Annotated in this window: 15 protein-coding genes and 3 rRNA genes; 10 read left to right on the forward strand and 8 right to left on the reverse strand. The window is 55.7% G+C overall.

The features are described 5' to 3' along the window. Window positions 1–506 precede the first annotated feature (506 nt). The 4 genes from QP868_RS02325 (at window position 507) to QP868_RS02340 (ending at window position 2,038) form a co-directional block, all read left to right on the forward strand. Window positions 507–803, forward strand: coding sequence for a hypothetical protein (locus QP868_RS02325; protein WP_284925028.1), 297 nt, complete (start codon window positions 507–509; stop codon window positions 801–803). Next, on the forward strand, window positions 800–1,162 hold the full coding sequence (locus QP868_RS02330; protein WP_284925029.1) for a holin: 363 nt from the start codon (window positions 800–802) through the stop codon (window positions 1,160–1,162). The genes QP868_RS02325 and QP868_RS02330 overlap by 4 nt, the downstream gene beginning before the upstream one ends. Then, the gene (locus tag QP868_RS02335; RefSeq protein ID WP_284925030.1) at window positions 1,159–1,626 is read left to right on the forward strand and encodes a hypothetical protein; all 468 of its coding nucleotides are present in this window, start codon (window positions 1,159–1,161) and stop codon (window positions 1,624–1,626) included. The genes QP868_RS02330 and QP868_RS02335 overlap by 4 nt, the downstream gene beginning before the upstream one ends. A gap of 205 nt (window positions 1,627–1,831) precedes the next feature. After that, window positions 1,832–2,038, forward strand: coding sequence for a peptidoglycan-binding domain-containing protein (locus QP868_RS02340; RefSeq protein ID WP_284925032.1), 207 nt, complete (start codon window positions 1,832–1,834; stop codon window positions 2,036–2,038). A gap of 57 nt (window positions 2,039–2,095) precedes the next feature. On the opposite strand, the gene QP868_RS12070 is transcribed toward QP868_RS02340, so the two are convergent. Continuing rightward, entirely contained in the window at window positions 2,096–3,109 is a 1,014-nt protein-coding gene (locus QP868_RS12070) for a tyrosine-type recombinase/integrase (RefSeq protein ID WP_350309952.1), read from the reverse strand. Between the two features lie 342 nt (window positions 3,110–3,451). On the opposite strand from QP868_RS12070, the gene QP868_RS02345 reads away from it, so the two are divergent. Continuing rightward, window positions 3,452–3,592, forward strand: coding sequence for a hypothetical protein (locus tag QP868_RS02345; protein ID WP_284925034.1), 141 nt, complete (start codon window positions 3,452–3,454; stop codon window positions 3,590–3,592). 148 nt (window positions 3,593–3,740) lie between these two features. Here the strand turns inward: QP868_RS02345 and QP868_RS02350 are convergent, their stop codons facing one another. Next, window positions 3,741–4,118 (reverse strand): helix-turn-helix domain-containing protein, encoded by a 378-nt coding sequence (locus QP868_RS02350; protein ID WP_284925035.1) that lies wholly within the window; start codon window positions 4,116–4,118, stop codon window positions 3,741–3,743. A gap of 53 nt (window positions 4,119–4,171) precedes the next feature. After that, window positions 4,172–4,420 (reverse strand): hypothetical protein, encoded by a 249-nt coding sequence (locus tag QP868_RS02355; protein ID WP_284925036.1) that lies wholly within the window; start codon window positions 4,418–4,420, stop codon window positions 4,172–4,174. A 108-nt stretch (window positions 4,421–4,528) separates the two neighbouring features. Between QP868_RS02355 and QP868_RS02360 the strand changes: the two genes are divergently transcribed. Next, a complete protein-coding gene (locus QP868_RS02360; RefSeq protein ID WP_284925038.1) occupies window positions 4,529–4,726 on the forward strand; it encodes a hypothetical protein in 198 nt (65 codons plus the stop codon). A gap of 107 nt (window positions 4,727–4,833) precedes the next feature. On the opposite strand, the gene QP868_RS02365 is transcribed toward QP868_RS02360, so the two are convergent. The 5 genes from QP868_RS02365 to QP868_RS02385 all read right to left on the reverse strand — a co-directional run bounded on the left by QP868_RS02365 (window position 4,834) and on the right by QP868_RS02385 (window position 9,522). Then, window positions 4,834–5,820: an NAD(P)H-dependent flavin oxidoreductase gene (locus QP868_RS02365; RefSeq protein ID WP_284925040.1), complete on the reverse strand. Its 987-nt coding sequence runs from the start codon at window positions 5,818–5,820 to the stop codon at window positions 4,834–4,836. Between the two features lie 173 nt (window positions 5,821–5,993). Further along, complete coding sequence (locus tag QP868_RS02370) at window positions 5,994–6,767, reverse strand: enoyl-CoA hydratase (RefSeq protein WP_284925041.1); 774 nt, start codon at window positions 6,765–6,767, stop codon at window positions 5,994–5,996. Next, window positions 6,764–7,810, reverse strand: a complete 1,047-nt coding sequence (locus tag QP868_RS02375) for an enoyl-CoA hydratase/isomerase family protein (protein WP_284925043.1) — start codon at window positions 7,808–7,810, stop codon at window positions 6,764–6,766. Before QP868_RS02375 ends, QP868_RS02370 begins: the two co-directional genes overlap by 4 nt. After that, window positions 7,811–8,974, reverse strand: coding sequence for an acyl-CoA dehydrogenase family protein (locus QP868_RS02380; protein WP_284925044.1), 1,164 nt, complete (start codon window positions 8,972–8,974; stop codon window positions 7,811–7,813). It abuts the gene before it with no gap. A 53-nt stretch (window positions 8,975–9,027) separates the two neighbouring features. Next, window positions 9,028–9,522, reverse strand: coding sequence for a MarR family winged helix-turn-helix transcriptional regulator (locus QP868_RS02385; protein ID WP_350309953.1), 495 nt, complete (start codon window positions 9,520–9,522; stop codon window positions 9,028–9,030). Between the two features lie 94 nt (window positions 9,523–9,616). Between QP868_RS02385 and QP868_RS02390 the strand changes: the two genes are divergently transcribed. The 4 genes from QP868_RS02390 (at window position 9,617) to rrf (ending at window position 15,942) form a co-directional block, all read left to right on the forward strand. Further along, the gene (locus QP868_RS02390) at window positions 9,617–10,321 is read left to right on the forward strand and encodes an SOS response-associated peptidase (protein WP_284925047.1); all 705 of its coding nucleotides are present in this window, start codon (window positions 9,617–9,619) and stop codon (window positions 10,319–10,321) included. A 436-nt stretch (window positions 10,322–10,757) separates the two neighbouring features. Beyond that, window positions 10,758–12,281, forward strand: a 16S ribosomal RNA gene (locus QP868_RS02395). Between the two features lie 313 nt (window positions 12,282–12,594). Next, window positions 12,595–15,685, forward strand: a 23S ribosomal RNA gene (locus QP868_RS02400). A gap of 138 nt (window positions 15,686–15,823) precedes the next feature. Continuing rightward, a 5S ribosomal RNA gene (gene rrf / locus QP868_RS02405) occupies window positions 15,824–15,942 on the forward strand. Together the 16S, 23S and 5S rRNA genes form the textbook arrangement of a ribosomal RNA operon. The last annotated feature ends 12 nt before the right edge of the window (window positions 15,943–15,954 follow it).

A 15,954-nucleotide genomic window follows, 5' to 3' on the forward strand; every position in this document is an offset into this window, starting at 1 on the left:
CGTCATGGGTGTATGACCAGATCGGGTTGAAAGCGGGGCGTGATTTCCCGAGGTCAGCATCTGTGGCGATGTGCTTTGAGTGGTATCGAAAGCACGGCAGGCGCATTGACAAGCGTAAGTTACGGCCGGGTGACCAGGTTCGGTACACGTTTTCTCACACTGGAATCTTTGCCGGGTACCGAGGCGGGCGTGCCCTGGTGTGGGAGGGCAACACGTCTGCCAGCAACAGAGGGTCTCAGCGCGATGGGGGAGGTGTTCACCTGCGTACGCGGTCACTCAGCCTGATCCAGTACGGAGGCCGGCCAAAATTTCACGATGCGCCGCGGCACGCCATTAAAACGCCACCTAAACCTAGTCCACGCAAAAGCAAACAGAAAGAGGGCGACATCATGCCAGTCATAGCCACAGGCACCAACACGAGCAATCGAACGATCAAGCCAGGTCAGACAGTCAGGGTCAAGGTTGGAGAGTATTTCTCGATGACATCACTGAGGAAGGGTCAACATGTGCGCCCGACAGTCGAGATTGGGACTTCGGGTGCAGGCGCAATAGCCGTGTCTGCCAAGATCGTGGACTTCCTCAAAGGCGGCAAACCACAGGATCGCATTGTCGGTAATTTCTTCGAGCAGGACTTCGCTTCGAATAGGTCTGCGAAGCACATTTACACGCCACAGTCCTACGTTGTGAAACAGACCCCTCGTAAAGGGTCTTCGCTTCGCCTGCAACTGCAGGTGACCAACCGGGGCAAAGACCCAGTAGTCATCACGTCGACAAACTTTACTGTTGAAGGGAGAGACGCATGAGCATGCTTACACCACAGTTTTGGACAGCTACCACGGAACGGGCAGTAAAAACGGCTGCGCAGACGCTTGTCGCGCTCATCGGAGTGGACCAGGTAGGTGTTATGGAGCTGGACTGGCCGGCAATGTTGTCAGTTACAGCTACCGCCACTATCCTGTCAGTACTCACCTCTATTGCCTCAAGCCCCATCGGTGTAGCAGGCCCGGGGCTCTCGGCCGAGACCATCGAAAACACGACAGATATCAACACAGCAGACCAGTCCAACGCGCTCGACCAAGACGCATTAGACGCCGCGCTCGCCTCGGAAAGCCTCGATGATGAAGAAGGGTACGAGCCAGAGCCTGTGGGGGAGGAATCGTGAGTGCAGATCTTTCGAGTCTTTCAGACGGTGAGCTTGACCAGCTTCGTCAAGAAGTGGGGGTGGAGATTGAGCGTCGCAGGGTGCTAGCTGAGGCACCAAACCGGATAGAGGCGATCACTGAAGAGGTGTGGCGTGCGTCGGGCAAGGAAGATGGTGACGAGTGGGTTCAGCCTACCGGCGCGCATGATGCGTACCCCGTCGGTGTGGTTGTCACGTACGCCGGCAAGACATGGGAAAACATCACACCAGCGAATGTGTGGATCCCTGGTGAGTCTGGCTGGCGCGAAATCACTGACAAAAGCAGTGGCGCTGCGCCTGAGTGGGTTCAGCCCTCTGGTGCGCATGATGCATATAAGGTTGGTGATCGCGTGAGCTTTGAGGGAAGCGCCTACGAGTCCACGATCAACGGAAACGTGTGGTCACCGGCCAGCTACCCGCAGGGATGGAAAGTTGTAGCTGAGTAGAAAACGCATAACTGGTGTAGCCCCTCCAAAAACGGAGGGGCGCATTTTTGTTTGCTGGTGGTGATTTTCGTATCACCCATGTGTTTACTTGTTGAGGTCGGTTTTTGCCTCTCGGCCGAGCCCGTTGTCATTCCACGCCCCGCCCCTGCCATTATGGCGCACATAGCTGTTAAGATTCGGGCCACGCTCAGGCTCGAAGCGGTCCGTGTCCGGGTACCACGGCAACCGTGACCACCTCAAAGTGTGGCAGGCGCGGATGAAAGCCCGCGGGTGGAACATCAGTGCAGACGGCCTGTACGGGCCACGGACGCGGGCCGTAGCGCGGGCCTTCCAACGTGAAAAGCACTTGCCTGTGGACGGTCTCATCGGTAAGGCCACATGGGACGCCGCCTGGGACGCTCGCGTCACGTGAAAGCCATGGCAGTGCTCTAAGAACACTGGCCCCCACCATGTGAATGTGGTGGGGGTCTTATTTTTGTGCCTCCACCACACCAGCCACCACACCGGACACATTCCGATGCACCGACCTCCAACCCCGATCATAGGGGGCCAAAGATCGCGTCCCAGCATGCCCTAAACTCACTGACACATCACGCTCAGATGCCCCATGATCAAGCGCAATCGTCGCGAAAGATGCCCGCAAAATGCGAGGCGTAATATGCGGTATACCTGTCACTTCTTCGAGCTGTCGGCACGTGCGAAGTACCCACATTCGTAAAAATGAGAGCTTGCCCTTAAAGACCGGGCCACTTGCTTTATCGCCCACCACAGTGCCCCAGGCTTTGACTGTCCGGCCGGGTAGCGCGATGTGGTCACTATGCCCAAATTTCCGGTCAGGCAACAGTAGGATAGTGCGCCCGTCACGCTCGGACAGGTGCTCAACCCTGGCCGTGAGTGCTTCTGACGACCTCAGGCCATTAAGCGCGTAGAAGCAAAACACGAGGTGCGCCTCCGGGCTGAGCTTTTCAGCCGCTTCGAGCATCACGGACACTTCACTAGCCCCTAACTGCTCAAGCGAACTCCGCTTCGACCTGCCCACAACCCGCACCCACTTCGCTGGCGAGTCCTCAACATACCCGCGCCTGGCACACCAGGCATAAAATATGCGGAGCGTGGACAGTGACACGCTTTGAGTGCCGATAGCCACACCAGTCGCAACCATTGAGTTAATCCAGTCCTCTATGAGAGTGGGTGTCGCTTCAAGTGGGGGGACGCCCGCCGCCTGGCAAAACCTCACCCACGACCGGAGCTGTTTTATTTTTGCCTTCCTGGTGCCGGGGCGGTAGGGGTGTAAATGCTCGGCCACAAGATCATCAAACGTTACCGGCCCCACACGTGCACTCGTGGTTTCACCACCAGTGGCGCGTCGGCTGGCCCTTTGATGTAGGGCGGCACGAAGGTAGGCCGCCTGTCGGCCCGACCTGGGCCACACACCTGCGCCCGCCAATGACCCCGGACGAGGTGCCTCTTCTTCAGTCCCCATTTCTTCTCACCACCTTCAGATTTAGTGGCTGGTAACCCGGTTGGTAGGTTTTCGCGCAACATCACCTTCGTGACGGGGGAGTGAAGTGGGGCACGCCCCGTGGGTCCGGGTGGTGGTGGCTTAAATGTGCGCTGAGCCGCGACCGTCGGAGTGTCTGACAGAATGAGTGTGGTACCAAGCATCGCCCACAGTCTTGGTAGGTGCTCGGCTAACTCCGCCGCCGAATAGGAGAACGGTGGCGTCACGAGCGGTAATTTCGCGGGTGTGCGAAAAACATCTTGCGACCGCCCTAAAGGGAAGAACCTTGTCCCATTATCAGCGTGCACCCACACGATGCCTTGGATGACAAAACCCCACATCCGTGCCACAGGCCCCGGCATGGGAGCATTAAGCCCGGTCGACCCCTCCCAGATAATGATCCCGGATGATGACTGGGTGGCCGCGTCGAAGTCCCACTCGGGAAGATCGGGCGCGTACTCGTAAGCAAGGACCGTCATTTGCTCTGTCACCCACATGAGTAGCGGGTCTTTGGTAAATCTCGCGCCGGGCGTGTTTTGAGCCAGTGATGTCCGTGCGAGTCCCTGCTGGAGGTAGGGGAGTGTGAAAATGTTTAGCCTTTGGCTACGCTTTTTCATGCCCACTCAAGTGTCAGCCCCGGCACCCGCTCACACACGCGAATGCCCACCATTTTCCACCAGTCGAGTGTGACTGGTCCGGGCATGATGATTTGCGGGAGCATGTCGGGAATGTCCTCTGGCGTGCGCGGTATCTCCATGGGCCATTCGATTTCTGACTTGCTGTAGTGGCGGGCTAGATACTCCACAGCCTTATCTGTAGCGTCACTAAGCTCCTGAAGTTCCTCCACCACTCCAGCCGGGGGTTGGTACACCCCCTTGTCCCAAGCGCGGGCAGAATTCTGGCTCACTCCAAGGTAATCAGCAATTTCTTTCACCGAGTAGCCCAGGTAGGTGCGGAGTGCGCGGAAATGCGCACCAGTCATGCGTTCCATTTAATCCCCAAAAAGTGTTGTGCCCCAGCGGTGAGGCTGGGGCTTAGTTGCATTTAGGCTTCGTGCTTGGCTACAGCGTCCCAGAATTCGTCGTGGTCGATGTCCTCGCGTAGGCGGAAGCCTTGGCGGTTGAGGTTGTAGGCGTTACGTTCTTCTTCGTATCCGTCTACGTATTCGAGTACCTCGTCTGCGATAGCGTCAATGTCGTATTCTGCGTGAGCGTCTTTGACTACTCCGGTGGCTTCGATGGCTGCGACAATCTCGCGGTTAATGGCTTCATCAAGGGTGGTGTAAAGTTTCATTTTCGATCTCCTTATCGTGTGCCGGGAACTTTGTTTCCCTTGCTTTCTATACTCCTAGCATATACCCACTTTGGGGATAGTGCAAATCGGGTAGGAAAAAATCTTCCCGTGCCCACACTTTGCCCACAAACACCCACAAACAGGACTAACCGCCACACACCACGCACCAGCTCTCACCAGGCAAAACACAAAAACCAGACACCCCACCAGGGGCGCAGAAAGAACCACGACTTCTTCTCCGGCTCAGGTTCCTCGTACGTGATCGGTAAGGCTGAAAACACCGAAGACGACGACTGGGACTTCTAAACACGTCATGTGACATTCAAACGGCCGAGGTGCTACCACCTCGGCCGTTTGAATGTCAGCAGAAACAGGTGAGCGGCCGCAGCCGGGCGGCCAAAGACACCGGAACGTTAGCGAGCCAGCTTGTTACGCAGGTCCTCTTGTGCAGCCTTAAACTCACTTACCAGGTTGGCAACCAACTCCCGGGCGGGAACCGAACCTGTGATGTGCCCAATTCCCTGGCCTGAACCCCAAATTTCCTTCCACGCTTTTGGCTTTGCACGCTCACCGGAGGCCGTGGACTCAAAGCTCATCGCAGAAGGGTCAGATACCGGCAGGTTCTCGGGGTCCAGCCCGGCTGCCTGAATTGAACCACGCAGATAGTTACCGTGAACACCGGTGAACAGGTTGGAATAAACAATGTCATCGGCCGAGGAGTCAACAATCATGTTGCGGTAGCCATCAACCACATTGGCTTCAGGCGTGGACAAGAATGCCGAACCTACATACGCAAAGTCAGCGCCGGCAGCCAGCGCGGCCAGGATCGAATGGCCGTGCGCAATCGCCCCGGACAGCGCCAGCGGTCCATTGAACCATTCGCGGATCTCGCGGACCAGTGCGAACGGGCTCAACGCACCCGCGTGCCCACCGGCTCCCGCAGCTACAGCAATGAGGCCGTCCGCACCCTTTTCAACCGCCTTGTGCGCGAAGCGGTTGTTAATCACGTCGTGCAGAACAATGCCGCCATAAGAATGCACTGCTTCGATGACATCTTCACGCGCGCCCAGAGAGGTGATCACAACGGGCACCTTGTGGTCGACAACGACGCCGAGGTCGTGCTCAAGTCGGTTGTTTGTCCGGTGGACGATGAGATTGACTGCGAGTGGGCCCACAGGCGCACCGGGGTTAGCCGCGGCGTACTGGGCGTTGGATTCGGTAATGTCGGTGAGCCATTCGTCCAGAAGCTCCTGTGGGCGAGCGTTCAGGGTGGGAAACGAGCCGATGACTCCTGACTGGCACTGCGCTTTGACGAGGTCTGGGCCAGAGGCAATAAACATGGGGGAAGAAATGATGGGGGCCGCAAGAGGTGTGCGCAGAATGTCAGGGAGTTCAGACACGAGTTGTCTCCTTCGAAAACTTGCCGTGATAAACGATCGTTCGGTGTGCCTAGAACTATAATCTGCGTCACGTTCGCTGACAAAACGAGGCCACCCGTTGAACGGGTGGCCTCGTTGCACTTGTGCGTACTGCGTTTCGCGACTGGAATGTTTCGCTTTACGCCGCGCGAGGATTAGGAGTCAGTGAACTTTGGTTCACGCTTTTCGACGAACGCTCCCATACCTTCCTTCTGGTCGTTCGTGGCCAGAGTGGAGTGGAAGAGGCGACGTTCAAACAGCAGTCCCTGCTGCAGCGTGGTTTCGAACGAAGCGTTGACGGCTTCCTTCACCATGGCTGATGCGATGAGCGACTTACTTGCGATGGTCTTAGCGATGTCATACACGGTGTCCAGGAGTTCATCGTGTGGAACAACGCGGGCGGCCAGACCAGAGCGTTCAGCTTCTTCAGCGTCCATCATGCGCCCGGTCAAGCACAGGTCCATGGCCTTAGCTTTACCAATCGCACGGGTCAGACGCTGGGAGCCACCCATTCCAGGCAGAACGCCTAGGTTGATTTCTGGCTGGCCGAACTTCGCCTTTTCACTTGCGATGAGAATGTCGCACATCATCGCCAGTTCACAGCCACCGCCCAGGGCAAAACCGTTGACGGCTGCGATGATGGGCTTGCGAACTGCTGTCAGGCGGTTCCAGCCTTCGAACCAGTCGGCACGGTAGGCCTTTGCGAAGTCGAGTTCGCTCATTTCCTTAATGTCAGCTCCCGCTGCGAATGCGCGACCTTCACCGGTAATGACGATGACACGCACATTGTCGTCTGCGTCAGCCTGTGCTGCTGCTTCGGTGACTTCCGTGAGTACCTGCAGGTTCAGCGCGTTCAACGCCTTGGGGCGGTCAAGAGTAATGGTTGCGATGCCGTTGTCGGTTTCGAACTTGATTGTTTCGTAACTCATGAAAACACCTTGTCTTGTACGGGGGTTGTAATGATGGATTCGACTTCCTGAGGGTCCAGCTCGGCAAGCGACGCTGGGTTCCACTTTGGGTTACGGTCCTTATCGATGACCTGTGCACGGATACCTTCAGTGAGGTCAGGGTACTTGGCAATGTGCGTCGCGGTACGCAGGTCCTGTTCAAGAACGTCAGCAAGCGACATTGACGCCGCCCGGCGGATCAGTTCAAACGTCACAGCAACTGACCGTGGTGACTTGGTTTCAAGAAGCTCAGCGGTGGACTTGGCCTTCTCCGATTCGTGCGAACGAAGCGCTTCCACGATCTCTTGTGGCGAGTCCTTCGCAAAGCACTCAGCGATCCACGAAACGTCGTCGGCGAGCTCAGCGGCAGGTGCGTCCTGCGCGAACTGGGCAACGACCTCGGCGACATCCCCTGGGTTTTCCGCGAGAGCCTTAACCAGCTCAGGAACCGAAGCGTCCGGCACGTAGTAGTCAGCTAGCCCGTACGCGATTGCGCCGCCTGCGCCGATCGGTAGGCCGGTCAGACCCAGGTACATGCCCACGTGCTGAGGCATGCGCGCCAAAATGTGGGTTGCGCCAACGTCAGGGAACAGACCGATCGTGGTTTCGGGCATTCCGATCTTGGTGGAGTCGGTGACGATACGGACCGATCCGTGTGCGGAAATTCCCACACCGCCACCCATGGTGATGCCGTTCATGACAGCGATGACAGGCTTGGGGTATTCCGCAAGCGTGTAGTTCATGAAGTACTCGTGGCGGAAGAACTTCGCGTTGTCTGTACTGCCTTCGGTGATTGCTTTGTAGATCGCTTTGATGTCACCGCCGGCACACAGTCCGCGTTCACCGCGACCCGTGATGAGCACTGCGCGGACTGAATCGTCGTCCTTCCACGCGCCCAGCGCTTCGTTGACGGTGTTGATCATGTCCACGCCCAGTGCGTTAATCGCTTTGGGCTTGTTCAGTTCGATGCGTCCTAGACCGTTGTCGACGCTGACAATAACTTGCGGTTCGCTTGCTTCCGACATTTAGGCAACTCCTGTGCTCTTGCGCGAGATGATGACGCGCATGATTTCGTTCGTTCCTTCAAGAATCTGGTGGACGCGCAAGTCACGAACCAGTTTCTCCACTCCATACTCTGCCAGATATCCGTATCCGCCGAAGATCTGCAGGGCGCGATTTGCCACGTCAAAGCTGATATCGGTGGATTTCAGCTTGGCCATGGCTGACAGCAGGGTGGTGTTGGGGTCGTTGGCGTCATATGCCGAGGCTGCCCTCCACAGGAAGGAACGCGCGGCTTCGAGGTCGGCCTGCATTCCAGCAACTTCGAAGCGCAGTGCTTGGAACTGGTTGATTTCGGAGCCAAAGGCCTGGCGTTCGCCCATGTAGGTGACGGCCTTTTCGAGCGCGGACTGGGCTCCTCCCAACGCGCACGCTCCAATGTTGAGGCGCCCTCCGTCGAGTCCAGCCATGGCGATCTTGAAGCCAGTGCCTTCGTCGCCGATGCGGTCTTCAACGGGAACACGTACGTTGTCGAGCATGACCTGGCGGGTGGGTTGCGCGCGCCAGCCCATCTTCTTTTCATTCGCTCCAAAGGACAGCCCTGGGGTGTCTTTGTCGATCATGAATGCGGAGATGCCTTTTGCGCCGGCGTCCCCGGTGCGTGCCATGACCAGGTAGGAGTCAGAAGATCCCGCCCCGGAGATGAACTGCTTGACACCGTTGAGGACGTAGTGGTCGCCGTCCAGGCGGGCCGAGGTGGCAAGGGCCGCCGCGTCGGAGCCGGCGCCTGGTTCTGTGAGGCAGTAGCTGGAGAGTTTGTCGAAGTTGGTCAGCGGTGTGAGCCACCGTTGTTTTTGGTCGTCGTTGGCGAAATTGTCGAGTACCCAAGCGACCATGTTGTGGATGGAAATGTAGGCGGCCACCGCGGGGCATGCTGTTGAAAGCGCTTCGAAGATGAGAGCGGCGTCCATGCGCCCCAGTCCCGAGCCACCGGATTCTTCGGATACGTAGATTGACGCCATTCCAAGTTCGCCGGTCTGTTTGATGACGTCGACGGGGAAGTGGTGGTTTTCGTCCCATTCAAGTGCGTGGGGTGCGATCATTTCATCGGCAAAGGTGCGCGCCATGTTGGCGATTTCGCGTTGATCGTCTGTCAGTCCAAAAGTGAGTGCAGCAGCTGGGTGCGCCATGAAACCTCCAATTCGTGGTGTTGGTCACCATGGTATGCCCATTTAGTTGGACGTCAAAGTAAATGTGCTTGGCTCTTTCTGTGCTTGGCGAGTAGCTCCAGAGCACGTGTGAGATCGTCAGGTTCGAGGCCGGGGGAGGCGAAGACGTTTTCGTTGAGGGCGACGGTTGCCCGCTCAGAGAGTTTGCGCCCTTCTTCTGTGAGACAGACCAGGGTTGTGCGTTTGTCGTTCGGGTGGGTTTCGCGTGTAACAAGCCCGGCTTTTTCGAGGCGGTCAACAGCATTGGTGGTGCTTGTGGGGTGGACTTGAAGGCGCTGGGAAACCTTAGAGGTAGGAAGTTTGCCGGTCTTTGTGAAGCGAAGAAGCGTGAGGAGTTCATAACGAGCGAACGTGAGGTTCATGGGGCGCAGTACCGCCTCAACACGCCCCAACATGATCTGATGCGAACGCATGATCGACGTGACAAATGACATGCCGTCCGCAAACTCACTGTTTCCGTCGTCGATCCATTTGCGCTTAGCTTCTTCAAGCGGGTCAAAGTGCGTCACTGGGTAACCTCCTTGGCATTCCCACCCTATGACGAACGATCTTGCCACGAATGTTGTCCCGTGCCACGATCGACGTGTGTGTGGACGTTTAAACATGGCTTCAGACCCGGCTGACATTGGTCGCGAGCTGGGAGTTGAGCATGAGCGGTATATGTTTTCGCCACGTTTTAACGTGCCCCCGGGGTCGGCATTACCTATTGTTTGCGATTCGGTGAGCGATACAGGTGAAATCGTTAGGCGTTTGGAGACCGCTGGGTGGGGTTTGGTTCCTGGTTGGGCTAAGGACGTGAAAATTGGCTTCCGCGCCTTTAATGCTCGCAGTGAAACTGTCGCGGATAAACCCATGTTCCGTTCTGCTTTTGTGCGCCGCCGATGCGTCATACCTGTGAGTGGATATTACGAATGGGCAGTAGAAGACGGTGAAAAAACCCCGTGGCTCATGCACGGTGACGGCTGGTTGTTTTTAGCTGGCCTGTATGAGTTCGCAAAATGTGACGCCTTAGGTATTCCTGAGTCCGATCCGCGGACAACTGACGGCTGGTACGTCTCAACGACCATACTGACGATGCCGTCCCATGGTCATTTGGTTCCTGTGCATGACCGCATGCCTGTTGTTTTGGACCGTGCGGGGGTCGATCGCTGGTGCGAACCGGTGGAAACGAAGGCGGATGCCTTGGGTGTTCTCGATGCTGCGCTGCAGGCGGTTGATGTGGATCGCGTTGAACGGTACCGGGTTACTCGAGCCGTGGGTAACGTGCGCAATGACGGCCCAGAGCTCGCGGAACCCGTGGAGGATTAAGGCGGGGTTAAGGGACACCGAGGTAGTTTCCGGACCGACTGTCTCGTTGCGTTCTCGCAGTGTTGCGAGAGTCACGTCCAGCGGGCTTGCATGCCCGCTGTAAATGGCATAGATTATTTTCTTGTCGCCTCAAGGACGGAAACGACTTTGAGGTGAACATCCGGAAAGATTTTCAGGACTTGCGAGTCGCAAACTTGCTAAGAAATGAAATCTGTTCTAAAATGGAGAAGTTGCCTCGATCGAGGCAGAAGCCACCTTTAGCGTGAGCCGACTGTGTGTTGGTGAGTGTTTTTGTGTGTGTGTTCTTTTTCAACTCAATAGCGTGTTTGTTTGTTTTTGTGATGCCAGTTTTGTTTTATTTTTTCTGGTTCTCAGATTGATTTGGCTTGATTTTTTCTTGTCTTTTCTTTTTGGGTGCTGGGGTTTTTCTTTCTTTTTTGTGGAGAGTTTGATCCTGGCTCAGGACGAACGCTGGCGGCGTGCTTAACACATGCAAGTCGAACGCTGAAGCTTGGTGCTTGCACTGGGTGGATGAGTGGCGAACGGGTGAGTAACACGTGAGTAACCTGCCCTTTACTTCGGGATAAGCTTGGGAAACTGGGTCTAATACCGGATATTCTGCGTGATCGCATGGTTGTGTAGGAAAGATTTTTTGGTAAGGGATGGGCTCGCGGCCTATCAGTTTGTTGGTGGGGTGATGGCCTACCAAGACGACGACGGGTAGCCGGCCTGAGAGGGCGACCGGCCACACTGGGACTGAGACACGGCCCAGACTCCTACGGGAGGCAGCAGTGGGGAATATTGCACAATGGGGGAAACCCTGATGCAGCGACGCCGCGTGGGGGATGACGGCCTTCGGGTTGTAAACCTCTTTCAGTAGGGAAGAAGCGAAAGTGACGGTACCTGCAGAAGAAGTACCGGCTAACTACGTGCCAGCAGCCGCGGTAATACGTAGGGTACTAGCGTTGTCCGGAATTATTGGGCGTAAAGAGCTCGTAGGTGGTTTGTCGCGTCTGCTGTGGAAACGTGCCGCTTAACGGTGCGCGTGCAGTGGGTACGGGCGGACTAGAGTGCAGTAGGGGAGTCTGGAATTCCTGGTGTAGCGGTGAAATGCGCAGATATCAGGAGGAACACCGGTGGCGAAGGCGGGACTCTGGGCTGTTACTGACGCTGAGGAGCGAAAGCATGGGGAGCGAACAGGATTAGATACCCTGGTAGTCCATGCCGTAAACGTTGGGCACTAGGTGTGGGGTCCATTCCACGGATTCTGCGCCGTAGCTAACGCATTAAGTGCCCCGCCTGGGGAGTACGGCCGCAAGGCTAAAACTCAAAGGAATTGACGGGGGCCCGCACAAGCGGCGGAGCATGCGGATTAATTCGATGCAACGCGAAGAACCTTACCAAGGCTTGACATGCACTGGATCGCTGCAGAGATGTGGTTTTCTTTTTGACTGGTGTACAGGTGGTGCATGGTTGTCGTCAGCTCGTGTCGTGAGATGTTGGGTTAAGTCCCGCAACGAGCGCAACCCTCGTTCTATGTTGCCAGCACGTGATGGTGGGAACTCATGGGAGACTGCCGGGGTCAACTCGGAGGAAGGTGGGGATGACGTCAAATCATCATGCCCTTTATGTCTTGGGCTTCACGCATGCTACAATGGCCGGTACAGAGGGTGGCGATACCGTGAGGTGGAGCGAATCTCTTAAAGCCGGTCTCAGTTCGGATCGTAGTCTGCAACTCGACTACGTGAAGTCGGAGTCGCTAGTAATCGCAGATCAGCAATGCTGCGGTGAATACGTTCCCGGGCCTTGTACACACCGCCCGTCAAGTCACGAAAGTCGGTAACACCCGAAGCCGGTGGCCTAACCTTTGTGGGGGGAGCCGTCGAAGGTGGGACTGGTGATTGGGACTAAGTCGTAACAAGGTAGCCGTACCGGAAGGTGCGGCTGGATCACCTCCTTTCTAAGGAGCAACCACCTAGTGTTTGGGTGGGTAAGCCACATGTTTTGTGTGTGGTGCTTATTTTTGGGTGGAACGTCACAAAAACTCTCACAGTGCACTTGTTTGTGTGTTGTGTGCGTGTGTTGTGTGCTCTTTGGATGGGGTATGCAGTGGACGGGTGAACACGTTGTTGGGTTGTGGGGGAACAGGCACTGTTGTGTGGTTCTTCTTGTTGTTGTTTTTGTTTGTGAATAGTGGACGCGAGCATCTGATGAATGATCGTCGTGATTGTTTGTTGTTGTGTGTTATCTGGTTTGCTGCACGTTTTGTAAGTGTGGTGAGTGTGTAAGAGCGCATGGTGGATGCCTTGGTATCAGGAGCCGATGAAGGACGTGGTGACCTGCGATAAGCCTCGGGGAGTTGGTGAACGGACGGTGATCCGAGGGTGTCCGAATGGGGTAACCCCGCTGCATGTGATGTGTGGTGACCTGCCATTGAATGTATAGGTGGTAGGGGGGAACGTGGGGAAGTGAAACATCTCAGTACCCATAGGAAGAGAAAATAATAATGATTCTGCTAGTAGTGGCGAGCGAACGTGGATGAGCCTAAACCGTGTGTGTGTAAGCGTGCTGGTGTTGCATGCATGGTGTTGTGGGGTTGGTTTTTCTGCTCTCAGCATGGAGTGGTGCCGTGATATGCGTGTAGGTGAATAGTCTGGGATGGCTAACCGTAGTGGGTGAGAGTCCTGTAGCCGAAATGCGTGTGTTGTGGTGTGACTGATTCCCGAGTAGGACGGGACTCGTGTAATCCTGTGTGAATCTGCCAGGACCACCTGGTAAGGCTAAATACTTCCTGGTAACCGATAGTGGATAGTACCGTGAGGGAATGGTGAAAAGTACCCCGGGAGGGGAGTGAAATAGTACCTGAAACCATGTGCTTACAATCCGTCAGAGCCTCCTTTGTTGGGGTGATGGCGTGCCTTTTGAAGAATGAGCCTGCGAGTTAGTGATACGTGGCGAGGTTAACCCGTGTGGGGTAGTCGTAGCGAAAGCGAGTCCGAATAGGGCGCCATAGTCGCGTGTTCTAGACCCGAAGCGGAGTGATCTAGCCATGGACAGGGTGAAGCGATGGTAAGACGTCGTGGAGGCCCGCACCCACCTAGGTTGAAAACTGGGGGGATGATCTGTGGTTAGGGGTGAAAGGCCAATCAAACTCTGTGATAGCTGGTTCTCCCCGAAATGCATTTAGGTGCAGCGTTGCGTGTTGCTTATGCGAGGTAGAGCTACTGGGTGGCTGATGGGCCCTATCGGGTTACTGACGTCAGCCAAACTCCGAATGCGTGTAAGTGTAAGCGTGGCAGTGAGACTGCGGGGGATAAGCTTCGTAGTCGAGAGGGAAACAGCCCAGACCATCAACTAAGGCCCCTAAGCGTGTGCTCAGTGGGAAAGGATGTGGAGTTGCGAAGACAACCAGGAGGTTGGCTTAGAAGCAGCCACCCTTGAAAGAGTGCGTAATAGCTCACTGGTCAAGTGATTCCGCGCCGATAATGTAGCGGGGCTTAAGTACACCGCCGAAGTTGTGGCAACACCACGTATGAAGGCTTAACAGCTGTGGTGTTGGGTAGGGGAGCGTCGTGTGGCCGGTGAAGTCGCCGTGTGAACGAGTGGTGGAGGCTATACGAGTGAGAATGCAGGCATGAGTAGCGAAAGACGGGTGAGAATCCCGTCCGCCGGATGACAAAGGGTTCCAGGGGCAGGTTCGTCCGCCCTGGGTAAGTCGGGACCTAAGGCGAGGCCGACAGGCGTAGTCGATGGATAACGGGTTGATATTCCCGTACCGGTGAAAAACCGTCCATACCGAATCATGTGAGACTAACTACTGGTATTGACCGATCACCCTTTTAGGGTGTGGTTGTTGATAGTGGTAGGACCTGAGCGTGTTGTAGGTAAGCGTGTTAACAGGTGTGACGCAGGAAGGTAGCCAGGCTGCGCGATGGTTGTCGTGGTCTAAGGTTGTAGGCTGTCATTTTGGTAAATCCGGGTGACATGAAGGCTGAGAGCTGATGGGCACTCCACGTGGTGGAGTGATCTGGTGATCCTATGCTGCCAAGAAAAGCATCGACGTGAGGTTTGATCCGCCCGTACCCATAACCGACACAGGTAGTCAGGTAGAGAATACTAAGGCGAGCGAGATAATCGTAGTTAAGGAACTCGGCAAATTGCCCCCGTAACTTCGGAAGAAGGGGGACCATCCTGGTACTAGCCTTTTGCGGTGAAAGCTGGTGGTGGTCGCAGAGACCAGAGAGAAGCGACTGTTTACTAAAAACACAGGTCCGTGCGAAGACGTAAGTCGATGTATACGGACTGACGCCTGCCCGGTGCTGGAAGGTTAAGAGGACCCGTTAACCCTTGGGTGAAGCGGAGAATTTAAGCCCCAGTAAACGGCGGTGGTAACTATAACCATCCTAAGGTAGCGAAATTCCTTGTCGGGTAAGTTCCGACCTGCACGAATGGCGTAACGACTTCTCTGCTGTCTCTACTACGAACTCGGCGAAATTGCATTACGAGTAAAGATGCTCGTTACGCGCAGCAGGACGGAAAGACCCCGAGACCTTTACTACAGTTTGGTATTGGTGTTCGGTGTGGCTTGTGTAGGATAGGTGGGAGACTATGAAGCATGCACGCCAGTGTGTGTGGAGTCATTGGTGAAATACCACTCTGGCCATTCTGGATTCCTTAACTTCGGACCCTGATCGGGTTCAGGGACAGTGCCTGATGGGTAGTTTAACTGGGGCGGTTGCCTCCCAAAGAGTAACGGAGGCGCCCAAAGGTTCCCTCAGCCTGGTTGGCAATCAGGTTTTGAGTGTAAGTGCACAAGGGAGCTTGACTGTGAGACGGACGTGTCGAGCAGGAGCGAAAGCTGGGACTAGTGACCCGGCCGTGGATTGTGGAATCGCGGTCGCTCAACGGATAAAAGGTACCTCGGGGATAACAGGCTGATCTTGCCCAAGAGTCCATATCGACGGCATGGTTTGGCACCTCGATGTCGGCTCGTCGCATCCTGGGGCTGGAGTCGGTCCCAAGGGTTGGGCTGTTCGCCCATTAAAGCGGTACGCGAGCTGGGTTTAGAACGTCGTGAGACAGTTCGGTCCCTATCCGCTGCGTGCGTAGGAAATTTGAGAAGGGCTGTCCTTAGTACGAGAGGACCGGGACGGACGAACCTCTGGTGTGCCAGTTGTACCGCCAGGTGCATGGCTGGTTGGCTACGTTCGGGAAGGATAACCGCTGAAAGCATCTAAGCGGGAAGCCTGCTTCAAGATGAGATTTCCATGAGGTGCCCTACAGACTATAGGGTTGATAGGCCAGATGTGGAAGCACAGTAATGTGTGTAGCTGACTGGTACTAATACACCGATCACTCACACACACCACGTGCTAGTAAACCAGGTAACACAAACAACAAACACTGGTTATTACGAACGAAACTTTCATTAACTCGCGTCCACACAAACAACACAACAAAAAACATGACCGTACACACGCACTGTGTGCCCCCACTGTTTTTTGCGGTGGTTATAGCGTCAGGGAAACGCCCGGATAACCATTCCGAACCCGGAAGCTAAGCCTGACAGCGCTGATGGTACTGCACCCGAGAGAGTGTGGGAGAGTAAGACACCGCCGCAAAACCAACGTAAA

It is taken from the genome of Brevibacterium sp. UMB1308A, from assembly GCF_030230605.1.
Classification (GTDB): domain Bacteria; phylum Actinomycetota; class Actinomycetes; order Actinomycetales; family Brevibacteriaceae; genus Brevibacterium.